Source organism: Streptomyces sp. NPDC055254 (genome assembly GCF_053606025.1).
The window spans coordinates 79,677-99,249 of record NZ_JBSGQV010000006.1; the positions used below are offsets into that span (position 1 = coordinate 79,677).

16 protein-coding genes, 2 tRNA genes and 1 pseudogene are annotated in these 19,573 nt (G+C 72.7%); 4 read left to right on the forward strand and 15 right to left on the reverse strand.

The genetic code is table 11. The features are described from left to right. Positions 1–110: 110 nt before the first annotated feature. The 8 genes from ACWFQ8_RS08745 to ACWFQ8_RS08780 form a co-directional block, all read right to left on the reverse strand. Complete coding sequence (locus tag ACWFQ8_RS08745) at positions 111–2,261, reverse strand: ArnT family glycosyltransferase (RefSeq protein WP_453785470.1); 2,151 nt, start codon at positions 2,259–2,261, stop codon at positions 111–113. Then, a complete protein-coding gene (locus tag ACWFQ8_RS08750) occupies positions 2,258–3,538 on the reverse strand; it encodes a glycosyltransferase (RefSeq protein WP_453785471.1) in 1,281 nt (426 codons plus the stop codon). Before ACWFQ8_RS08750 ends, ACWFQ8_RS08745 begins: the two co-directional genes overlap by 4 nt. A gap of 25 nt (positions 3,539–3,563) precedes the next feature. Continuing rightward, complete coding sequence (locus ACWFQ8_RS08755) at positions 3,564–5,135, reverse strand: sensor histidine kinase (RefSeq protein ID WP_453785472.1); 1,572 nt, start codon at positions 5,133–5,135, stop codon at positions 3,564–3,566. Further along, positions 5,135–5,905 (reverse strand): response regulator transcription factor, encoded by a 771-nt coding sequence (locus ACWFQ8_RS08760; protein WP_453785473.1) that lies wholly within the window; start codon positions 5,903–5,905, stop codon positions 5,135–5,137. Before ACWFQ8_RS08760 ends, ACWFQ8_RS08755 begins: the two co-directional genes overlap by 1 nt. A gap of 148 nt (positions 5,906–6,053) precedes the next feature. Next, positions 6,054–6,935 carry an amidohydrolase family protein gene (locus ACWFQ8_RS08765; protein WP_453785474.1) on the reverse strand — a complete coding sequence of 294 codons (882 nt, stop codon included), beginning with the start codon at positions 6,933–6,935 and terminating at the stop codon, positions 6,054–6,056. Then, positions 6,919–7,257 carry an antibiotic biosynthesis monooxygenase family protein gene (locus ACWFQ8_RS08770; RefSeq protein WP_453785475.1) on the reverse strand — a complete coding sequence of 113 codons (339 nt, stop codon included), beginning with the start codon at positions 7,255–7,257 and terminating at the stop codon, positions 6,919–6,921. Before ACWFQ8_RS08770 ends, ACWFQ8_RS08765 begins: the two co-directional genes overlap by 17 nt. Positions 7,258–7,358: 101 nt before the next feature. Beyond that, entirely contained in the window at positions 7,359–8,459 is a 1,101-nt protein-coding gene (locus ACWFQ8_RS08775) for a DUF2797 domain-containing protein (protein ID WP_453785476.1), read from the reverse strand. Beyond that, positions 8,456–8,890 (reverse strand): Lrp/AsnC family transcriptional regulator, encoded by a 435-nt coding sequence (locus ACWFQ8_RS08780; protein WP_453785477.1) that lies wholly within the window; start codon positions 8,888–8,890, stop codon positions 8,456–8,458. Before ACWFQ8_RS08780 ends, ACWFQ8_RS08775 begins: the two co-directional genes overlap by 4 nt. A 107-nt stretch (positions 8,891–8,997) precedes the next feature. Between ACWFQ8_RS08780 and ACWFQ8_RS08785 the strand changes: the two are divergent. Then, positions 8,998–9,725: pseudogene (locus ACWFQ8_RS08785) on the forward strand (SMP-30/gluconolactonase/LRE family protein). 17 nt (positions 9,726–9,742) lie between these two features. Here ACWFQ8_RS08785 and ACWFQ8_RS08790 read toward each other — a convergent pair. The 3 genes from ACWFQ8_RS08790 to ACWFQ8_RS08800 form a co-directional block, all read right to left on the reverse strand. Beyond that, entirely contained in the window at positions 9,743–10,108 is a 366-nt protein-coding gene (locus ACWFQ8_RS08790; RefSeq protein ID WP_030707895.1) for a PH domain-containing protein, read from the reverse strand. Between the two features lie 210 nt (positions 10,109–10,318). Beyond that, positions 10,319–10,391, reverse strand: a tRNA-Arg gene (locus ACWFQ8_RS08795). Between the two features lie 247 nt (positions 10,392–10,638). Then, positions 10,639–10,729: transfer RNA gene (locus ACWFQ8_RS08800), tRNA-Ser, on the reverse strand. Positions 10,730–10,924: 195 nt separating this feature from the next. Between ACWFQ8_RS08800 and ACWFQ8_RS08805 the strand changes: the two genes are divergently transcribed. The 3 genes from ACWFQ8_RS08805 to ACWFQ8_RS08815 all read left to right on the forward strand — a co-directional run bounded on the left by ACWFQ8_RS08805 (position 10,925) and on the right by ACWFQ8_RS08815 (position 15,490). Beyond that, positions 10,925–11,359 (forward strand): SSI family serine proteinase inhibitor, encoded by a 435-nt coding sequence (locus ACWFQ8_RS08805; protein ID WP_453785478.1) that lies wholly within the window; start codon positions 10,925–10,927, stop codon positions 11,357–11,359. Positions 11,360–11,478: 119 nt separating this feature from the next. Further along, entirely contained in the window at positions 11,479–14,901 is a 3,423-nt protein-coding gene (locus ACWFQ8_RS08810) for a PAS domain-containing protein (protein ID WP_453785479.1), read from the forward strand. A gap of 13 nt (positions 14,902–14,914) precedes the next feature. Continuing rightward, positions 14,915–15,490 (forward strand): antibiotic biosynthesis monooxygenase, encoded by a 576-nt coding sequence (locus ACWFQ8_RS08815; protein WP_453785480.1) that lies wholly within the window; start codon positions 14,915–14,917, stop codon positions 15,488–15,490. Between the two features lie 34 nt (positions 15,491–15,524). On the opposite strand, the gene ACWFQ8_RS08820 is transcribed toward ACWFQ8_RS08815, so the two are convergent. The 4 genes from ACWFQ8_RS08820 to ACWFQ8_RS08835 form a co-directional block, all read right to left on the reverse strand. Further along, positions 15,525–17,174, reverse strand: coding sequence for a long-chain fatty acid--CoA ligase (locus ACWFQ8_RS08820; protein ID WP_453785481.1), 1,650 nt, complete (start codon positions 17,172–17,174; stop codon positions 15,525–15,527). 170 nt (positions 17,175–17,344) lie between these two features. Beyond that, entirely contained in the window at positions 17,345–17,881 is a 537-nt protein-coding gene (locus ACWFQ8_RS08825) for a SigE family RNA polymerase sigma factor (RefSeq protein ID WP_453785482.1), read from the reverse strand. Positions 17,882–18,014: 133 nt separating this feature from the next. Next, positions 18,015–19,181: a lipid-transfer protein gene (locus tag ACWFQ8_RS08830; protein ID WP_453785483.1), complete on the reverse strand. Its 1,167-nt coding sequence runs from the start codon at positions 19,179–19,181 to the stop codon at positions 18,015–18,017. Further along, entirely contained in the window at positions 19,178–19,573 is a 396-nt protein-coding gene (locus ACWFQ8_RS08835; protein WP_453785484.1) for a MaoC family dehydratase, read from the reverse strand. Before ACWFQ8_RS08835 ends, ACWFQ8_RS08830 begins: the two co-directional genes overlap by 4 nt.

Below are 19,573 nucleotides of genomic sequence, written 5' to 3' on the forward strand. Positions count from 1 at the left end.
GATGCTAGGGCTTGTCCCCCGGATCGCGGGCGATCCGGGCCCGGGCCGAACCCGTCACGGCCCCGCTCCCGGGCCCCTCACGACGGAGGCCCGGGAGCGAGGGAGGCGGGTCAGGAGGAGCTCTGCGTCGGGGTGGTCAGGTCGTAGAACGTGGCGCCGCCCACGGTGGACGCCGTGAAGGTGGCCTTGACCCAGTTCTCGATGGCCGTGCCGCTCGCACCGCCCGGGCCGCCGCCCCGGGCGCCTGCCTCCGCGCCGCCGGCGGTGCCGCCCTGCGCGATGAACCAGTGGATCTCGCCGGCCTTCACGTACTCCTGGAACCGCTCCAGGGTCGGGGAGGGGTCACTGCCGTTGAAGCCGCCGATCGGCATCACGGGCGCCCCGGAGGCCAGCTGGTAGCTCGCCGCGTTCTGCGAGCCGATGGCGGCCGCCGCCCACGTGTACCGCGCGGCGTCGGCGCGCAGCGCCGCGGTGGCCTCCGCCGCGACCCGGGTGCCGCCGAGCAGCCCGCCGGGACCGCCCGGGGCGCCGCCGTTCCGCTCGGAGCCGCGACCGTCCTGAGCGCCGCCCCGGCTCCCGGGGCCGTCCTGGCCGCCCGCCCGGCCGTCCGGGGCTCCCGCTCCGGGCCGGGTCGGCGCGTTCGGCCCGGCGCCGGCGCCGGCCGGCATGCCGGGACCGCCCTGGCCGCCCTGGCTGCCCGGCGGCACGCCCGTACCGCCCTGCTGCTCCCCGCCGAAGGGGGCCCGCATCATGCCGCCCGGCCCGCCCCGGGACCCCGCCACCGCCGGTCCGGCCGTGACGATGGAACCGGTGTGCGCCGTGTCCACGGTGGTCAGGCAGTACGCGAACGGCCCGGCCAGCGCCGCCCCCAGCGCGAGCGCCGCCGTGGCCGGCACGAGACGTCGGCCCACCCGGACCGCGAACGGCAGCGCGACGGCGGCGAGCAGCCCGGCCACCAGCACGGTCCACCGCAGCCACGGCAGATAGCCGGTGGCCCGGCCGAGCAGGACGTACGACCAGACGGCGGTCAGGGCGAGGACGCCGGACAGGGCCAACACCGCCGCCCGGCTGCCCCGCTCCTCCCACAGCATCGCGACCCCCATCCCCACCAGCGCGGCCACGAACGGCGCCAGCGCCACCGTGTAGTACTCGTGGAAGATGCCCTGCATGTAGCTGAAGACGACGGCCGTGATCAGCAGCGAGCCGCCCCAGGCCAGGAACGCCGCCCGGGCCATGCCCTCCAGCGAGTCGGTGGCCCGGCGGGCCTGCCAGGTGATGACCAGTCCGGCCACGAGCAGGACCAGGGCCGCGGGCAGCAGCCAGGAGATCTGACCGCCGATGTTGCCGGCGAAGAGCCGGTCGATACCGGTATCCCCCCAGCCGCCACCGCCACCGGCCCTGGCACCGCCGCCCACGCTGCCGGTCTCGTTGCCGTTGATCCGCCCCAGGCCGTTGTAGCCGAGGGTCAGCTCCAGGAAGGAGTTGGTCTGCGAGCCCCCGATGTACGGGCGCGAGCCGGCCGGCCAGAGCTCGACGGCCGCGACCCACCAGCCGCCCGCCAGCACCATGGCGGCACCGGCGAGCAGCAACTGCCCCAGGCGCAGGCGCAGCCGGGTCGGCGCGCAGACGGCGTACAGCACGGCGAGCGGCGGCAGGATCACGAAGGCCTGCAGGGTTTTGGTCAGGAAGGCGATACCGACCGCGACCCCGGCCCAGACCAGCCAGCGGGTGTGCGCCCCTTCGAGGGCCCGCAGCACGCATGCGACGGTGACGGTCAGCAGCAGGGTCAGCAGCGCGTCCGGGTTGTTGAAGCGGAACATCAGCGCGGCGACGGGCGTGAGCGCGAAGGCGGCGCCGCTCAGCAGCGCCGCACCGGGCCCGAACTGACGGCGTACGGAGCCGTACAGGACCGCGGTGGTCGCGACACCCATGAGCGCCTGCGGGACGAGGATCTGCCAGGCGCCGAGCCCGAACAGCCGGACTGACAGCATCATCGGCCACAGGGCGGCCGGAGGTTTGTCGACGGTGATGGAGTTGCCGGCGTCGGAGGAGCCGAAGAAGAAGGCCTTCCAGCTCTCACTGCCCGCCTGCACGGCGGCGGAGTAGAAGGAGTTGGCGTAGCCGGACGCGCCCAGGTCCCACAGCAGCAGGACGGCGGTGGCGAGCAGGAGTCCGGCGAGGGCGGGGCGTTCCCAGCGGGGCCGGTCCGTTCGTGCCCCGGCCACGACGGGCGGGAGGAGCGGCAGTGCTGCCGTGGTCATCGGGTGTCCTTGTCCGTCGGTGTCACGAAGGTGGCGCCGCGCCGCTCGGGGAAGACCCAGGCGCGGAAGAGCAGGAACCGCAGCACGGTGGCGGCGAGATTGGCCGTGATCAGGACGGCCAGTTCGGTACCGCGCGCGGGCTCCGGCGTCGCCGCTCCGAGGGCGGCCAGGGAGCCGCTGGTCAGGGCGAGCCCGATGCCGAACACCACCAGTCCCTGGGCCTGGTGGCGCATGGCCCGCTCCCGGCCCCGCACGCCGAAGGTGAGCCGCCGGTTGGCGGCGGTGTTGGCGACGGCCGAGAGCAGCAGGGCGGCGCCGTTGGCGAGCTGCGCTCCGGCCCCGGCGCGGAAGGCGGAGTACAGGAGGAGGTAGAGCAGCGTGGACAGGGCGCCGACCGCGCAGAAGCCGAGCAGCTGACGGGCCAGCCCGCCGTCCACGCCGGGCAGGGCGGTGCGGTCGCGCGGATCGTCACCGAAGGGACGGGCGAGCCGGTCGAGCGGCAGAGCGCCGACGGCCAGGGCCCGGCCCACCCGCCACACGCCCTTGAGGTCCTCGGCCGCGGTCCGGGCGATGTGCACGGTGGAGTCGGGATCGTCGACCCAGTCGACCGGTACCTCGTGGATCCTGAGTCCGGCCCGCTCGGCGAGCACGAGCAGCTCGGTGTCGAAGAACCAGCCCGTGTCCTCCACCAGCGGCAGCAGCCGCTCGGCCACCTCGCGGCGGATGGCCTTGAACCCGCACTGGGCATCGCTGAAGCGGGCCGCGAGGGAGGATCGCAGCAGCAGGTTGTAGGCGCGGGAGACGAACTCGCGCTTGGCTCCCCGCACCACCCGCGAGGAGCGGGCGAGGCGGGTGCCGATGGCCAGGTCGGAGTGCCCGGAGATCAGCGGGGCGACGAGCGGCAGCAGGGCGTTCAGGTCCGTGGAGAGGTCCACGTCCATGTACGCCAGGACGGGCGCGTCGGAGGAGGACCAGACGCTGCGCAGGGCCCTGCCCCGACCCTTCTCCTCCAGTCGGACGCCGCGTACGCCCTCCAGTGCCCCGGCGAGCGCGGCAGCGACCTCGGGGGTCCGGTCGGTGCTCGCGTTGTCGGCGACGGTGATCCGGAAGGGGTAGGGGAAGGTGCAGGTGAGGTGCTCGTGCAGGCGGCGTACGCACGGTCCGAGGTCTTTCTCCTCGTTGAAGACCGGGATCACCACGTCGAGGACGGGCTCTCCGGACACGGGCGCGAGGGGCGCCCGTGCCGGAAGCGCGCCGGGGGAGGCGTCGGTTGGCATGCACCGAGCCTCGTGGTGCGGCCTGTCACCGATGTGTGGTGAGCCTGTGCCCCGTCTGTGAGTCCGGCTCCGCGGGGCCGGGGGATCCGGCGCGCGGCAGCAGGACCTCGAAGCGGGTCCGGCCCGGCTCGCTCCGTACGCCGACCTGACCGCCGTGGGCCATGACGACCGCCCGGACGATGGCGAGGCCGAGGCCGGTGGAGCCGGCCGCCCGGGAGCGGGAGGCGTCGCCGCGCGCGAAGCGCTCGAAGACATGGGGGAGGAGGGTGGGCGCGATCCCCGGACCGTCGTCCTCGATCCGCAGCCGGACGGCGGATGTTTCACGTGAAACATGGGCGGTGACGGTGGTGCCGGGCGGGGTGTGGGTGCGGGCGTTGGCGAGCAGGTTGACCAGCACCTGCTGGATACGGGCCGGATCGGCGCGCACGGTCGCGGGTTCGTCGGGAAGGCACAGGCGCCAGTGGTGCCCGGGCCCGGCGGCGCGGGCGTCGCTGACGGCGTCGACGAGGAGCGGGGCCAGGTCGGTGTCCGTGTCGGCGGCCGCCAGGGGGCGGCCGGCGTCGAGCCGGGCCAGCAGCAGCAGGTCCTCCACGAGGCCGGTCATCCGCGTGGCCTCGGACTCGATACGGTCCAGCGCGTGCCGGGTGTCGGGGCCGGGTTCCTCCCGTCCCCGACGGGTGAGTTCGGCGTACCCGCGGATGGAGGCCAGCGGGGTGCGCAGTTCGTGACTGGCGTCGGCGACGAACTGCCGGACCCGGGTCTCGCTCTCCTGGCGGGCGGTGAGCGCGGAGGAGACGTGGCCCAGCATCCGGTTCAGGGCCGCGCCGACCTGCCCCACTTCGGTCCGGGGATCGGCCTCGGCGTCCGGGACGCGCTCGTGCAGGGCGGGCTCGCCACGGTGCAGGGGGAGTTCGGACACACGGGTGGCGGTGGCGGCGACCCTGCGCAGCGGGCTGAGCGCGACCCCGACGAGCGCCTGCCCCGCGAGGGAGGCGGCGATCAGCCCGGCCAGGGTGACGGACACCTCGACGCCGATCAACGTGTGCACGGTGGAATCGACCCCGCCCAGCGGAAATCCGAGGGCCAGGCTGCCGTCCGGGGCGGTCAACACCCGGTACGCCCCGAGGTCCGGCAGCTCCGCGTCCACCGGGCCCGTCCGGCCCAGGACGGCCCCGCGCGCGGCGTCGGCCAGGGCCTCGGTCTGCGCTGCGGTGAGGGTCTGGCCGAGGTCGTACGCGCCCCCCTCTCCACGGGCGTTGCGGGCGGTCTTGAGGACCGCCCCACCGGGATCGAGCCGGAGCCCCACGGCGTTCAGCGGGTTTCCGGGGGCCAGGACGAAGGCGGCGCCGCTGTCGCGGGCCGCCTTGGCACCGGGGCCGTGACCGGCCATCTTCACGGAGGTACCGAGCTGGTCGTCCAGCTCGGCGACCAGGTACGAGCGCAGTGCCAGGGTGGTTACGGTCCCGATCGCGGCGCACACGACGGCGATCAGCGCCACCGCCGAGAAGACGAGCCGCGTCCGCAGGGACCACGGCCGCCCCGGCCGCCGCGGAAGCCGCGGCTTCCGGTACCGAGGCCGGTGTCGGGACCCGGACATCACAGTTCGGCGGGCTTGATCAGGTAACCGGCGCCGCGCCGGGTGTGGATCATCGACGGCAGGCCGGGGCCGCTCTCCAGCTTCCGGCGCAGGTAGGAGATGTACAGCTCGACCACATTGGCCTGGCCGCCGAAGTCGTACGACCACACCCGGTCCAGGATCTGCGCCTTGCTCAGTACCCGCCGGGGGTTGCGCATCAGGTAGCGCAGCAGCTCAAACTCGGTGGCGGTCAGATGGATCTCCCGACCGGCGCGGACCACCTCGTGGCTGTCCTCGTCGAGGTACAGATCACCGACGGCCAGCACCGAGCCGCCGCGGGCCGCCTGCGCGGCTCCCGAGCGCCGGACCAGACCACGCAGCCGGGCGACGACCTCCTCCAGGCTGAACGGCTTGGTGACGTAGTCGTCGCCGCCCGCCGTGAGGCCCGCGATCCGGTCCTCCACGGAGTCCTTGGCGGTGAGGAACAGCACGGGAACCTGCGGGATCTCCCGGCGCAGCCGCCCCAGGACGGCGAGCCCGTCCATGTCCGGGAGCATGACGTCAAGGACCACGACGTCCGGCCGGAACTCCCGCGCCGCCCGCACGGCGCCTGCCCCGTCGCCGGCGCTGCGCACCTCACAGCCCTCGTAGCGCAGGGCCATGGACAGCAGCTCGGAGAGCGAGGCCTCGTCGTCGACGACGAGCACCCGGCAGGGGCCGCCGTCGGGCCGCACCAGGGCCGACGGATTGCTGGTGGACGTGGACGCGGGGGAGGTGGTCGTCGCGGTCATGCAACCACGCTGCCGGGCGCCTCTGAGAGCGTTCTTGTCCCTCTCTGTGAATCTCCTGAGAAACGGGAGGGAGGGGGAGCGGTAGAGGGGGCGAGGGCAGAGGGGCGAGGGCAGAGGGGCGGGGACGGGCGGCGGGGACGGGCCGTGATCAGCCGGTGAGGCGGAAGAGCCGGGCCCCGTTGTCGTGGCAGACCGCCCGCAGCCAGTCGTCGCCGAGGCCGAGGCGTTCCAGGGCCTCCAACTGGTGCTCGTAGGGGTAGGGGATGTTCGGGAAGTCGGTGCCGAGCAGGATCCGGTCGCCGAGGTCCGCGAGGCGCCCCAGATCGCCGGGCGGGAATCCGCCGAACTGCTCGGAGAAGTCCGTGAAGGCCATGGTGGTGTCGAGCCGCACCTCGGCGTACCGGTCGGCGAGGTCGAGGAAGTCGGCGTACTCGGGCATCCCCATGTGGGCGATGATCAACGGCAGGCGGGGATGCCGGGCGAGCAGCCGGGCGATCGGCTCGGGGCCGGTGTGCTTGCCCGGGACGGGTCCGGAGCCGCAGTGGATCACGATCGGGACCCCGGCCTCGGCCAGTACCCCCCACACCGGGTCGAGGCGGTCGTCGTTCGGGTCGTACCCGCCCACCTGGAGGTGCGCCTTGAAGATCCTGGCCCCGCCCTCCAGCGCGTGGCCGACGTACGCGGACACGCCTTCCTCCGGGAAGAAGGTCCCGGTGTGCAGGCACTCGGGGGTCCGGGAGGCGAAGTCGGCGGACCAGGCGTTGAGCCAGGCGGCCATGTCGGGCTTGTGGGGGTAGAGCATGGCGGTGAAGGCGCGGACCCCGAACTCCCGCAGCAGCGCGACGCGCCGCTCCTCCACGAGCCGGTAGGTGATGGGCCACTCGACACCGGTCAGGGGTCCCACCGCGTCGAAGTAGTCCCACACCTTGTCCAGGACCCGCTCGGGCATGAAGTGCGTGTGGACGTCCACCAGTCCGGGCAGCCCGAGGCGCTCCCGGAAGCCGCGGACCGCCTCAGCCGTTGCGGGCAAAGCCGTGGCTCCGCTCGACGGTCGCGACGTGCAGGGTGTAGCTCTCGTACCAGTCGGCGCGGCCCTGCTCCATGGCGGCCTGGTGCCGCAGGTCCTCGCGCCATGCGGTGAGCGCCTCGTGGTCGCGGAAGTAGGCGACGGTGATGCCGAGGCCGCCGGGGGTGCGCGCGGATTCGTATCCGAGGAAGCCCGGATTCGCCGCGACGATCTCGTTCATCAGGGCGAGGGTTTCCTGATACCCGCTGTCGTCAGGGGTGCGGACATTGCTGAAAACGGCCATCAGATAAGGCGGTTCGAAAGCCGGTACCGGCTGGATGCTCATGTCCCCCACCCTCGGTCCCGGTGCCCGGGCCTGTCCACCGAAATGGGCCCCGCGCGGCGGAAGGGATCCAAGTCTTGACCCTGGCACGGCCGGTGGGCCGCTCAGAACAGTCCGCCCTGCTCCGCCGGCGGAACACCCGCGGAGAGGATCCGAGCCACCGGGACGGCCGTCACGGCCTCCCCGGCGGGCGCGATGAGTTCCCACCCCGCGAGCAGCCGGGTGTCCACCACCAGCCCGTCCGCGAGATGCAGATCGGGCCCGGCGGCGCCCGCCAACCGCCCCACGACCACCCCACCGGCCACCATCTCCGTCACCACCCACCCGTACCCGCCCACGCCACCCCGCCCACCCAACACGCCCGGCCCGCCTGACCCGCCTGGGGCGGCCGGCCCGCCCGGCCCACCAGCCCTGTCTGCCCCACCTGACCCGCCCGGCCCGTCCGGCCCGCCTTGGCCGCTCCGACCCGCAGACCCGCTCGGGCCGCCCGAGCCGTCCGCCCCGTCGAGCACACCCTGCCCACCGAACCCACCGAACCCGCCGAGCCCGCCGATCGCAGCGAGACCGAACGGCTCCGCGTGGTCGGTGATGTCGCAAGCCAGTCGCTCCAGCGACTCGGGCCACCCGGCCAGCGCCGCCGCCCGGGCGTGCAGCTCGGCGACCTCACGGGCCCGCTCGGTCGCGGGCGGCAGGTGCCCCCGTACCGCGCGCTTGCGGGCGTGCGCGATCCGGTCCGGCACCCCGAGGGCCGCCCGCAGCAGTTCCTCGGTACGCCGGGTGGCCATGAGCGGCCCCCGGCCCAGCCAGGTCCATGCCACGGCCGCCTGCTCCAGCAGCCGGACGGAGCCCCGCTCCTCGGCGGTGATGCCGACCTTGACCATGCCGGGCCCGAACCAGGCCAGGTAGACCCGGTAGGTGCGCGGGTCGGCCGCGTTGGTGTCGGCGGCCACCGAGAACGACCGGTCGACACGGGCGCATTCGGGGCACTGCGCGTTGCCGACGCGGCCGGGCACGACGGCGGCGGTGGGACAGGCGGTCCGCTTCCCCGCCCTGCGCACACCGAGGCAGCGCCGCTCCCCGCGCGCGGCGAAGGCCAGCCGCTGCCCGTACACGAGCGGGCTCACCCGCTCCGCGCGCCCCTCCCCGCACCACCCGATCGCGGGCCGGCCGTCCGTCCAACGGATCCCGGTGCACCGCCAGGTCACAGCGGCAGCGGCCGCTCGAAGAAGGTGTCCAGGACCACGGTGGCGTGCGTACCGCTGACACCGTCGATGGCGTAGAGCCTGCGCAGAACGTCCTGCAACTGCTCGGTCGAGGCCGTCCGCACCTTGACCAGCACCGAGGCGCTGCCCGCGATGATGTGCGCCTCCTGGATCTCGGGGATGGCGGCGAAGGCCTCACCGGCCTCTCCCATCCAGGCGTTGGAGTCGACCATCACATAGGCGAGCACCCCACTGCCGACCGCAGCCGGATCCACGTCGACCGTGGTCCGCCGGATCACCCCGCGCTCGCGGAGCTTGCGTACACGCTCGTGGGTGGCCCCGGCCGAGAGCCCGACGGCGGTGCCCAGAGCCGCGTACGACTGGCCCGCGTCCTGCTGCAGGCGCAGGACGAGCGCCCGGTCGATGTCGTCCACGCGATCTTCCTCCCATGAGCCCGTCGGCCCTTGCGAAGACGGTACCGGATTCTACAATCTCTCCCCAGCACCGAACAGAATTCGGCTCTACTCCTCCAATGGGAATCATGTCTGCCATAGCTGACCTCACCTTGTACGAGATTCTGGACGTAGGCTTCCGCACGGGCCCCTGCGCCAACGGGGACGCTCGCCTGGACCGGCTCTACGACGACCGACCGCATGCTGCGCCGGGACGAGGCGACCGGCGCGGTGCCCCTCTTCCGTTCCCCGGCCGGACACTCCAACGGCAACACCCTGGACCGCCAAGGCCGTCCGATCACCTGCGAGCAGGGCAACCGGCGCGTCATCCGCACCGAACCCGACGGCCGCCTGACGGTGATCGCCGACCGCTTCGACGGGAAGCGGCTCAACAGCCCCAACGACGCGGTGGTCCGCTCGGACGGCTCGCTGTGGTTCTCAGACCCGGACTTCGGCATCACCGACGACTACGAGGGCCGGCGCACCCCCAGCGAGATCAGCGCCTGCAGCCTCTACCGGACCGACCCGGCGACGGGCGGGGTCCGCATGGTGGCGGACGCCTTCCTGGGCCCCAACGGCCCGGCCTTCTCCCCCGACGAGAGCGAGCTGTACGCCGCGGAAACCCGCGCCGGCCACATCCGCGCATTGAACCACCGACGACGGCGCCCTCACCGACGACCGGGTCTTCACCGCCTACCCCTCGGTCGGTCTCGAACATGCCCTCGGCGGCCCGAGGAACAATCACCTCTTCATCCCGGCCACCACCTCCCTCTACTCCCTGGTGATGTCGGTGACCGGCCTCCCCCGCGCCCTCTGAGGAAACGCTACGTCCGGCTACCGGGCGACGAACTGCGTGAGGATCGCCTGCACCTCGTAGATGTCGACACCCTTCGTGAAGGTCTTCTCGATCGGCGCAGAGCTCCCGGATATCCAGATCTTGAGCTCGGCGTCGAGATCGAAGTGCCCGGCGGTCTCCACGGAGAAGTGCGTGATGCTCCGGTACGGGACGGAGTGGTACTCCACCTTCTTCCCCGTGAGCCCCTGCTTGTCGACCAGCACCAGCCGCCGGTCGGTGAACAGGATCGTGTCGCGGATGAGCAGGAAGGCGGCGTGCACCTGCTCCCCCTGCCCCAGCAGTCGCGCGTAGTCCCGCTGCGCCGACACCGGGTCGACGGTGTGCGCATTCCCGAACAGTCCCATGAGAGCCCCCGTTGTTTCGGATCCGGTCGATCTCCCCGAACCGTAGCCACCCACCCTCGTGACCCGCGTCCCCCGCCAGAGCCAGACCACCCCTGACATCCCCTGGGGGACGCCTCCCCACCGAGTAGGACCCAGGTACTACGCCCGGCCCGCACCGCGAGGGAAAACGCCAGAGGGCCCAGACTTTCGTCTGGGCCCTCTGGACTGCTGTGCACTCGGCAGGATTCGAACCTGCAACCTTCTGATCCGTAGTCAGATGCTCTATCCGTTAAGCTACGAGTGCTTGGCTTGCTGGGGTTTTGCGCCCCGCTGGCCTTGCGAGAACAACAATACATGGACCTCGCCGGGACGCGAAATCCATTAGCCAAACATCGCCTGACCTGCGAAAACGGCTTGAAAGAAGATCATCCGGCCGGGCTCGTCGCGAGTCCGCCGGCGCGCGGATCGGTGCCGGGTAGCCGCCCGAACGGATGTACTCGCGCAGAACGCACCGAAGCCCCGGTCCAGACGGACCGGGGCTTCGTGAAGTGCGGAGGCGGAGGGATTTGAACCCTCGATGGGGGGTAAGCCCCAAACCGCATTAGCAGTGCGGCGCCATAGACCGGACTAGGCGACGCCTCCAGCACACCCCCGCGTACGAGGGTGCGTGCAGATGATGACACAGCCGCGGGGCCCGTCACCAATCCGCTCCCACGGTACAAGGACGGAAGGGCCCAGAGCAAAGCCTTATGGCGAGGTGGTGCGACACCGGGACGCAACGTCGGCGCTCCCCGGTCGTTGGTCAGGCGTACGACGTACGGACGACCTGGAGTGCCCATGCTGAGTCTCGCCGCCTTCGCCGTCACCTCCGCCCTGGCCGCCGCGGCCGCCGGACCTCTGCCCCCGCTGCACCCACTGCCCCTCGACCGGTTGCTCTCCACGCCCGACCGGCTCACCATCGCCATGGCCGACACCGGGAACCGGCAGTTGGACCGCGCGTACCGGCTCGAATGCGACCCCACGGGAGGCGACCATCCGCAGGCGGTCGGCGCCTGCGCCCGGCTGGAGCAGCTCGCCAGGGAAGGGAGGGACCCGTTCGCCCCCGTCTCCAAGCGGCAGATCTGCACGATGCAGCACGGCGGTCCGGCCACCGCCCGCATCACCGGGTCCTGGCACGGGCACAAGGTGGACGCGACCTTCCGTCGGACCAACGGATGCGAAATCAGCCGCTGGGACGACTTGGAACCTCTCCTTCCGACTGGGCGTTCCTGACCTGGGAGGATGCACGGGATGGGCGGTATCCGCCGTCCATCGGCCACCCCGCCGCGGGGCTGTGGCCTTAGACTCCTCCCGTGACATGCCGGTAGTTGTGGTCAGGGAGGAAGCTCGTCGTGAGCAGCAGGCCATCCCGAGGCGCTGCTCGCCTCGCAGCAATACTCGACGCGCTTCCGGACGCGCTGTTGCTCGTCAACGCCAACGGCACGGTCGTCAACGCGAATTCGATCGCTCTTGAGGTCATGGAGAGCCCGGGCACCGGTCTCGTCGGCCGGGGTCTGCTCGACCTCCTGCCCGAATTCGACTCCAAGCTGATCCCCGGCTCCATGCGCCGGCCCGGCGAGGACGGGGGCGGCCGTACGAAGCCCACGCGCATGATCGCCCGCCGTACCGACGGCTCCGAGTTCCCCGTCGAGGTCACCAGCGCCCATCTCGACGGACGCGACGCCTACCGCGAGCCGCAACCCGGCTACACGGGTGACGAGCTGCTGATGCTCGTCGTTCGCGACCTCTCGCAGGCCGTGGACACCGAGGCCGAGCTGGCCCGCTCCCAGCGCCAGACCGAGATGATCCTGCGCGCCGCCGCCGAGGGCGTCGTCGGTACGGACACCGATGGCCGCGTCGTGCTGGTCAACCCGGCCGCCGCGCAGATCCTCGGCTACCGCGCCACCGACCTCGGCAACCGCGAACTGCACGGGCTGATCCAGCACTCGCGGGCGGACGGCTCGCCGTTCCCGTTCGAGGAGTCCCCGCTCGCCGACACCCTGCGCAGCGGTCGCAAGCACCGCGTCCGCGGCCAGGTGCTGTGGAACAAGACCGGGCAGCCGGTCGCCGTCGACCTGACCACCTCGCCCGTACGGGACGGGGAGCAGCTCGTCGGCGCCGTCATGACCTTCACCGACCGTCGGCCCTACGACGCCCTCGCCGCACGGCACGCGCAGTTGCTCGCCGTCCTCGGGGACTCGCTGCGCGGACCGCTCGACGAGCTGCGCGGGGAACTGGCGACGCTGGCGGCCGACGACGCCGGACAGCTGTGGCCCGAGGCCAACCAGCTGCTCCACCACCTGGCCGCCGGGTACTCCCGGATGACGACGCTCGTGGACAACGTGCTCGGCTTCCAGCGCCTGGACGCGGGCAGTGACCGGCTCACGAAGAAGAAGGTCCTGATCAACGCCGTCGTGGCGGCCGGCGTCGACGGGGCGGTCGAGCTGATCGGGCCGGGCCGCGCACAGTTCGCGGTGCACGCGCCGACGATCGAGGCCGAGGTGGACGCGGAGCGGATCGCGACCGCGCTCGCGCATCTGGTCGCCGATGTCGCGGGTGTGGACGCCACCGGCAAGACCCGCCAGGGCAGCGGCTACAGCGACTCGACGATCGTCGTGGCCGCCGCGCAGCGCGGGGACGTCGTACGGATCGAGGTGCGCGGGCCGTACGAGGGCGGCAGCCCGGTGCACGAGCCGATCGTGCGGGGGATCGTGGCCGCGCACGGGGGCGTGCTGCAGACGGTGGAGGTGCCGGGCGCGCCCGGCGGGGCCTACGTACTGGAACTGCCGTTGGGCTCGGGCGCCGGGACGGTGACCCTGCCCGAGCCGGCGGAGGAACCGGCCGGCGAAACGGCCACCGGGACCGCGAGTCCCGGGGCGGGCGGCGCGGGAGCGGGCGGCAAGGTCTCCGGCGGACGGCGCGCCCGACGCGGGGTGGACGCCTTCCTGGAGGACGGCGTGGAGGCCCCCGACGCGGCAGGCGCCGAGCAGCAGGCCGAGGGCGGAAGCGCGCTGGCGCTGCCGTCCGGACGGCGGCGGGCGGCCGAGGCCGGTGCCGCCACCGGTCCGGAGCTCGCCCAGTCCCCGGTGAACCCGGCGGGACTCGGTACAGGGCGCCGTCGCGGCCGGGCCGGTGACGACAGCGGTGAGGCCGGCCGGGGCGGCCCAGGGCGGCCCGTGCCGCCGCAGGGCAACGCCATGGCCGCGCTCCCGCCGGTGCCGGTCCCGTCCGGGCCCGTCCCGCCGACGTCGGCCCCGTCCGGGCCCGTCCCGCCGGCGCCGGCCCCGCCGGCTCAGATTCCGTCCGTGCCGGTCCCTCCGGTTCCGGTGACCGAACATCCCGCCGCTCGGCGGCGACCGCTTGCCCCGTCCGGTCCGGTGCAGCCCGGTGCGCCCGTGCCGGCGACCGGGCTCGGCCCCGCTCCCGCCCAGGCCCGGCCGATCGCGCCCGAGGGCGGGTTCGCGCTGCCGGCCGGGCCGACTCCGGCCGCGTCCGCTCCGCAGGCGCACGCCATGGCCGGTGCGGCGCCCGCTCCCGCCGAGACCGACGCAGACGGCGGGGCCGACGCTCCGGGCGGACGGCGCGGCCGCCGGGTGCTGGGTGCTCCCGCCGCCGAGGCCGAGGACCCCGCCGCGGAGTCGGCCGGGGCCGCGGAGGAACCCGTACCGCCGACCGGGCGGCGGCGCGCACTGCCCGCCAATCCGGCCTGGCCCGTTCCGGCGGCGCGGACCGCTCCCGAGGACGACCGGGCCTCCGGCCGGGTCGCGGTGCCCGGGGCCCGGCAGCCGCAGGACGTTCCGGCGGAGGGCCAGGCGGCGCAGCCGATCAGCGTGCGCGCGCTCGGCACCCTGGGGCAGGGCATCTCCGTCGACCCCAACGGTTCGGGGTCGGGTCGCCGGCGTCGGCTGGCCGAGCCCGCTCCGCAGGGCCGGGCCTTCGCCATAGGGGCTCCGGAGGCGGGTTCCGACGAGGGCCCCGAGCCGCTCGACGGGCCCGGCGGCGCCGTGGAGGTGGTCAACCGGCCCGTTCCGCAGCCGGTGGACGACGAGCTGCCCCCGGAGCCGCTGGACAACCCGCGCCGGCTGCTGGTGTGGCCCGCGCCGGACGTACAGACGCAGCAGGCGCTCAGTGACCGCGGCTACCGCCCGGTGATCGTGCACTCGCGCGAGGAGGTGGACGCGCAGATCGCCGCGTTCCCCGCCGCCCTCTTCGTGGACCCGCTGACCGGGCCCATCACCCGGACCGCTCTGCAGTCCCTGCGCCAGGCGGCGGTGGCCGCCGAGGTACCCGTACTGGTCACGGCCGGGCTGGGGCACGCCACGCGCGAGGCCGCGTACGGGGCGGATCCGGCCGTTCTCCTCAAGGCGCTCGCGCCGCGCGACAGCGAGCAGCACCCGTCCCGGGTCCTGCTGATCGAGGAGCACGACGAGATCGCGACCGCGCTGACCGCAGCTCTGGAACGGCGCGGGCTCCAGGTCGCCCGGGCGGGCGCCGATACCGACGCCGTGGAACTGGCGACGCGGATACGGCCCAATCTGGTGGTCATGGACCTCATGCAGGTGCGTCGTCGGCGGGCCGGGATCGTGGACTGGCTGCGTGCCAACGGCCAGCTGAACCGCACGCCGCTGGTCGTCTACACGGCGGCGGGCATCGACGCGGCCGAACTGCCGAGGCTGGCCTCGGGCGAGAGCGTGCTCTTCCTCGCCGAGCGGGCCACGACGGCGGACGTGCAGGGCCGCATCGTGGACCTGTTGGCCAAGATCGGCACCAACTAGTAATCCTGGCCCGATGGCCATCATCCAGACGAACGAGCAGACCGTCCCCGCCGACAGCGGGGAGGTGAACCTGCTGATCGCGCGGCAGGTGGACCCGGGACATGAGGAGACGTTCGAGGCCTGGGCCCACGGCATCCTGGAGACGGCCGCGGGCTTTCCCGATCATCTGGGGTACGGGCTCTTCCGTCCCGCGTCCGAGGGCGGGCCGTGGTTCCTGGTCCACCGCTTCCGCAACCAGGCGGCGTTCCAGCGCTGGCAGGACTCCGCCGAGCGGGCCGCGTGGTTCTCGAACTGCCTCGGCCACCACCACACCGAGATAGCCCGGCGGGAACTCCAGGGCATGGAGACGTGGTTCGCCCAGCCGGGTACGACCCGGCCGGCGCCGCCGCGGTGGAAGATGGCGGTGAGCTCGGGGCTGGCCATCTTCCCGATCTCGCTCGCGGGCAACGCCGTGCTCGGGCCGTACCTGGTGGATCTGCACTTCGTGCTGCGGACGGCGGCCTTCGCCGTCGTCTTCAGCACCCTGATGACCTACGTGGCCATGCCCGCCGTCAGCAGGCTGCTGCGGCCGTGGCTCACCCGGGGTTAGACCGTCTTCCCGGGTCGGGCCGCGGCCGCCTCGCTCAGTCCAGGGTGGTGACGTCCAGCGCGCCGTCCGCGTACTGCTTGCGGATCACCTTCTTGTCGAACTTGCCGACGCTCGTCTTCGGCACGGCATCGATGATCGTCCAGCGCTCCGGCAGCTGCCACTTGGCGATGGACTGGCCCAGGAACGCGCGCAGTCCCGCGTAGTCCACGGTGGCGCCCTCGTTGAGCACGACGGTCGCCAGCGGGCGCTCTCCCCACTTCTCGTCGGGGACGGCGACGACGGCCGCTTCGGCGACCTCGGGGTGAGCCATCAGCGCGTTCTCCAGCTCCACGCTGGAGATCCACTCGCCACCGGACTTGATGACGTCCTTGGCCCGGTCGGTGAGGGTGAGGTAGCCGTCGGGGCTGATCACGCCGACGTCGCCGGTCTTGAGCCAGCCGTCGGCACTGAACTTGTCCTCGGGGCGAACGGGTTCGCCGGCCGCGCCGCCGTAGTAGGCGCCCGCGATCCAGCTTCCCCGCACCTCCAGCTCGCCGGCCGACTCGCCGTCCCACGGCAGGAAGCCGCCGCCGGGACCGACCAGACGGGCCTCGACCCCTGCCGGGAACCTGCCCTGGGTGATCCGGTAGGGCCACTCCTCCTCGGCGGTCAGTCCGGCCGGCGGGTGCGCCATCGTGCCGAGCGGGGAGGTCTCGGTCATGCCCCACGCGTGGCAGAGGCTGACGCCGAGCTTGTCGTAGGCCTCCATCAGGGAGGGCGGACAGGCCGCGCCGCCGATGGTGACCTGCTGCATCGAACTCAGGTCGCGCGGGTTGGCCGTCACCTCGGCCAGCAGGCCTTGCCAGATGGTCGGGACGGCGGCGGCGTGCGAGGGCTTCTCCCGCTCGATCATCTCGGCGAGCGGGGCCGGCTGGAGGAACCGGTCGGGCATCAGCATGTTGATGCCGGTCATGAAGGTGGCGTGCGGCAGCCCCCAGGCGTTCACATGGAACTGCGGGACCACCACGAGGGTGGTGTCCTTGTCGGTCAGCCCCATCGACTCGGTCATGTTGACCTGCATGGAGTGCAGGTAGATCGACCGGTGCGAGTAGATGACGCCCTTGGGGTCCCCGGTGGTGCCGGAGGTGTAGCACATCGCGGCCGCCTGGCGCTCGTCCAGCTCGGGCCAGTCGTAGCTGTCGGAGCGGCCCGCGAGGAGCTCCTCGTACTCGTGCACGCGCACATCCAGGCCGTCGAGCACGGAGCGGTCGCCGATGCCGGAGACCACCACGTGCTCGATCGTCGGCAGATGAGGCAGGAGCGGGGCGAGCAGCGGCAGCAGGCTGCCGTTCACGAGCACGACGCGGTCGGCGGCATGGTTGACGATGAAGACCAGCTGCTCCGGAGGAAGCCGCAGATTGAGGGTGTGCAGAACCGCACCCATGCACGGGATCGCGAAGTACGCCTCGACGTGCTCGGCGTTGTTCCACATGAGGGTGGCGACCCGGTCGTCCTGCTGTACCCCGAGCTCGTCGCGGAGGGCGTTGGCGAGGCGCGTGGCGCGGGTACCGATCTCGGCGAAGCTGCGGCGGTGCGGCTCGACCTCCCCGGTCCAGGTCGTGACCTGGGACTTCCCGTGGATCGTCATCCCGTGTCGGAGTATGCGGGTGACGAGGAGCGGTACGTCCTGCATGGTGCTCAGCAAAGCGTCCTCCCGGTGAGCGCTGCGGCGCTGCGGCGGCTACGGCTGCTGCGATTCTGCGCACATACCGGTCGGCATGTCACTACCCCGGAGTGGAAACCGGTTCGTGTTTCACGTGAAACATCTCGCTGTTTCACGTGAAACATCCCCAAGGCCCGGGCTCACCGGACGGGTCAGCCCCGAACGGGGGTCAGCTCGGGGTCCTCGCGGAGCTTGCCCAGCGCACGAGAGACGGCGCTCTTGACCGTGCCGACGGAGACCCCCAGCAACTCGGCGGTCTGCACCTCGCTGAGGTCCTCGTAGTAGCGCAGGACGACCATGGCCCGCTGGCGGTCGGGGAGCCGGGTCACCGCGCGCCACATGGCGTCGCGCAGTGCCTGTGCCTCCGCGGGGTCGGCCGCCGGCGCCTCCTCGGACTCCGGCAGCTCGTCGCACGCGAACTCGTCGACCTTGCGCTTGCGCCACTGGGAGGTGCGCGTGTTCACCAGGGCTCGCCGGACGTAGCCGTCGAGCGCGCGGTGGTCCTCGATGCGGTCCCAGGCCATGTACGTCTTCGTGAGGGCCGTCTGGAGGAGGTCCTCGGCATCGCACGGATTGGCGGTCAGGGAGCGCGCGGTGCGCATCAGGACCGTGCCGCGGGTCCGGACGTACGCCGAGAACGACGGGTACGGCGTCGGGTTCGAGGCGAGCGTGCACACAGGCGGGGTCATGTCTCCACGCTAGGAGCGCCCGGCCGCCCTGGAATCGCCCGCAGGTGCCGAAGGAGGATCCACCTCAGGTTGTAGGCGCAGGGCGAACTCGACCTCCTGAAGGTGGAGGGTGCAGAGCCCCCGGGACCGGTGCTCAGCCCTCGGCGCCGAGGATCAGGCCGGAGGTCGGAACCCCGGTCCCGGCCGTGACCAGGGCGTGGGCCGCGCCCGCCACTTGGTTCACGGAGGTGCCGCGCAGTTGGCGGACGGCCTCGGCGATGCCGTTCATCCCGTGCAGGTACGCCTCCCCGAGCTGACCGCCGTGGGTGTTGATCGGCAGGGCGTCCGCGGCGACGAAATCGGCGGCCTCGCCGGGACCGCAGAACCCGAACTCCTCCAGCTGCATCAGGACGAAGGGCGTGAAGTGGTCGTAGAGGATGCCCACGTCGATGTCCGAGGGCCGGAGCCCGCTGGTGCGCCACAACTGACGTGCGACCACGTCCATCTCGGGAAGTCCGGTGAGGTCGTCGCGGTAGAAGGAGGTCATGCCCTCCTGGCGGCGGCCGGCGCCCTGCGCGGCCGCAGTGATCACGGCCGGGGCGTGCCGCAGGCTCCGGGCCCGCTCCGTGCGGGTGACGACGACGGCCTGCCCGCCGTCGGTCTCCTGGCAGCAGTCCAGCAGCCGCAGCGGCTCCACGATCCAGCGCGATGCGGCGTGGTCGGCGAGGGTGATCGGCTTGCCGTGGAAGTACGCGGCGGGATTGTTCGCGGCATGCCGGCGGTCGGTGACCGCGACGTGCCCGAAGGCCTCCGGCGTGAGGTTGTAGGTGTGCAGGTAGCGCTGTGCGGTCATGGCCACCCACGAGGCGGGGGTCAGCAGCCCCCAGGGCAGTGACCAACCGAGCGCCGCGCCCTCCGCCGAGGGCTCGCGCTGCTGGACGCCGGAGCCGAAGCGGCGCCCGGAGCGCTCGTTGAAGGCGCGGTAGCAGACCACCACCTCGGCGACTCCGGTGGCGACGGCGAGCGCGGCCTGCTGGACGGTGGCGCAGGCGGCGCCGCCGCCGTAGTGGATGCGGGAGAAGAAGGACAGTTCCCCGATGCCGGCCGCCTGCGCGACGGTGATCTCGGGGCTGGTGTCCATGGTGAAGGTGACCATGCCGTCGACGTCGGCCGGCGTGAGCCCGGCGTCGTCGAGGGCGGCGTGCACGGCTTCGACGGCGAGTTTGAGCTCGCTGCGGCCGGAGTTTTTGGAGAACTCGGTGGCGCCTATACCGGCGATCGCGGCACGGCCGCCGAGCTCGTCGCGGGCCCGGACACTCATGCGGCGCTCCCCGGGTCGAGGGTCACGGTGACCGTGCCGGTGACGTGATGACCCAGGCCGTTGGCGCCGATGACGCGGATCTCCGCCGTGTCCCCGTCGAGGGCCGTGACGGTACCGCTGAGCGTCATGGTGTCGCCCGGATAGTTGGGGGCGCCGAGTCGGATGGCCACCTTGCGCAGCACGGTGCGCGGACCGAGGCGGTCGGTGACATAGCGGCCCACGAGGCCGTTGGTGGTCAGGATGTTCATGAAGATGTCCGGGGAGCCCTTCTCCCGCGCCAGCGCGGCGTCGTGGTGCACGTCCTGGTAGTCACGGGAGGCGATCGCGCCCGCGACGATCAGGGTGCGGGTGACCGGAATCTCCAGGGGCGCCAGTTCCTCGCCGACTCTCAT

Bases quoted from the DNA above. Each gene is read 5' to 3' on its own strand.
- ACWFQ8_RS08745 (WP_453785470.1), bottom strand. From the start codon at position 2,261: ATGACCACGGCAGCACTGCCGCTCCTCCCGCCCGTCGTGGCCGGGGCA.
- ACWFQ8_RS08750 (WP_453785471.1), bottom strand. From the start codon at position 3,538: ATGCCAACCGACGCCTCCCCCGGCGCGCTTCCGGCACGGGCGCCCCTC.
- ACWFQ8_RS08755 (WP_453785472.1), bottom strand. From the start codon at position 5,135: ATGTCCGGGTCCCGACACCGGCCTCGGTACCGGAAGCCGCGGCTTCCG.
- ACWFQ8_RS08760 (WP_453785473.1), bottom strand. From the start codon at position 5,905: ATGACCGCGACGACCACCTCCCCCGCGTCCACGTCCACCAGCAATCCG.
- ACWFQ8_RS08770 (WP_453785475.1), bottom strand. From the start codon at position 7,257: ATGAGCATCCAGCCGGTACCGGCTTTCGAACCGCCTTATCTGATGGCC.
- ACWFQ8_RS08790 (WP_030707895.1), bottom strand. From the start codon at position 10,108: ATGGGACTGTTCGGGAATGCGCACACCGTCGACCCGGTGTCGGCGCAG.
- ACWFQ8_RS08805 (WP_453785478.1), top strand. From the start codon at position 10,925: ATGCTGAGTCTCGCCGCCTTCGCCGTCACCTCCGCCCTGGCCGCCGCG.
- ACWFQ8_RS08815 (WP_453785480.1), top strand. From the start codon at position 14,915: ATGGCCATCATCCAGACGAACGAGCAGACCGTCCCCGCCGACAGCGGG.
- ACWFQ8_RS08825 (WP_453785482.1), bottom strand. From the start codon at position 17,881: ATGACCCCGCCTGTGTGCACGCTCGCCTCGAACCCGACGCCGTACCCG.
- ACWFQ8_RS08830 (WP_453785483.1), bottom strand. From the start codon at position 19,181: ATGAGTGTCCGGGCCCGCGACGAGCTCGGCGGCCGTGCCGCGATCGCC.
- ACWFQ8_RS08835 (WP_453785484.1), bottom strand. From the start codon at position 19,573: ATGAGAGTCGGCGAGGAACTGGCGCCCCTGGAGATTCCGGTCACCCGC.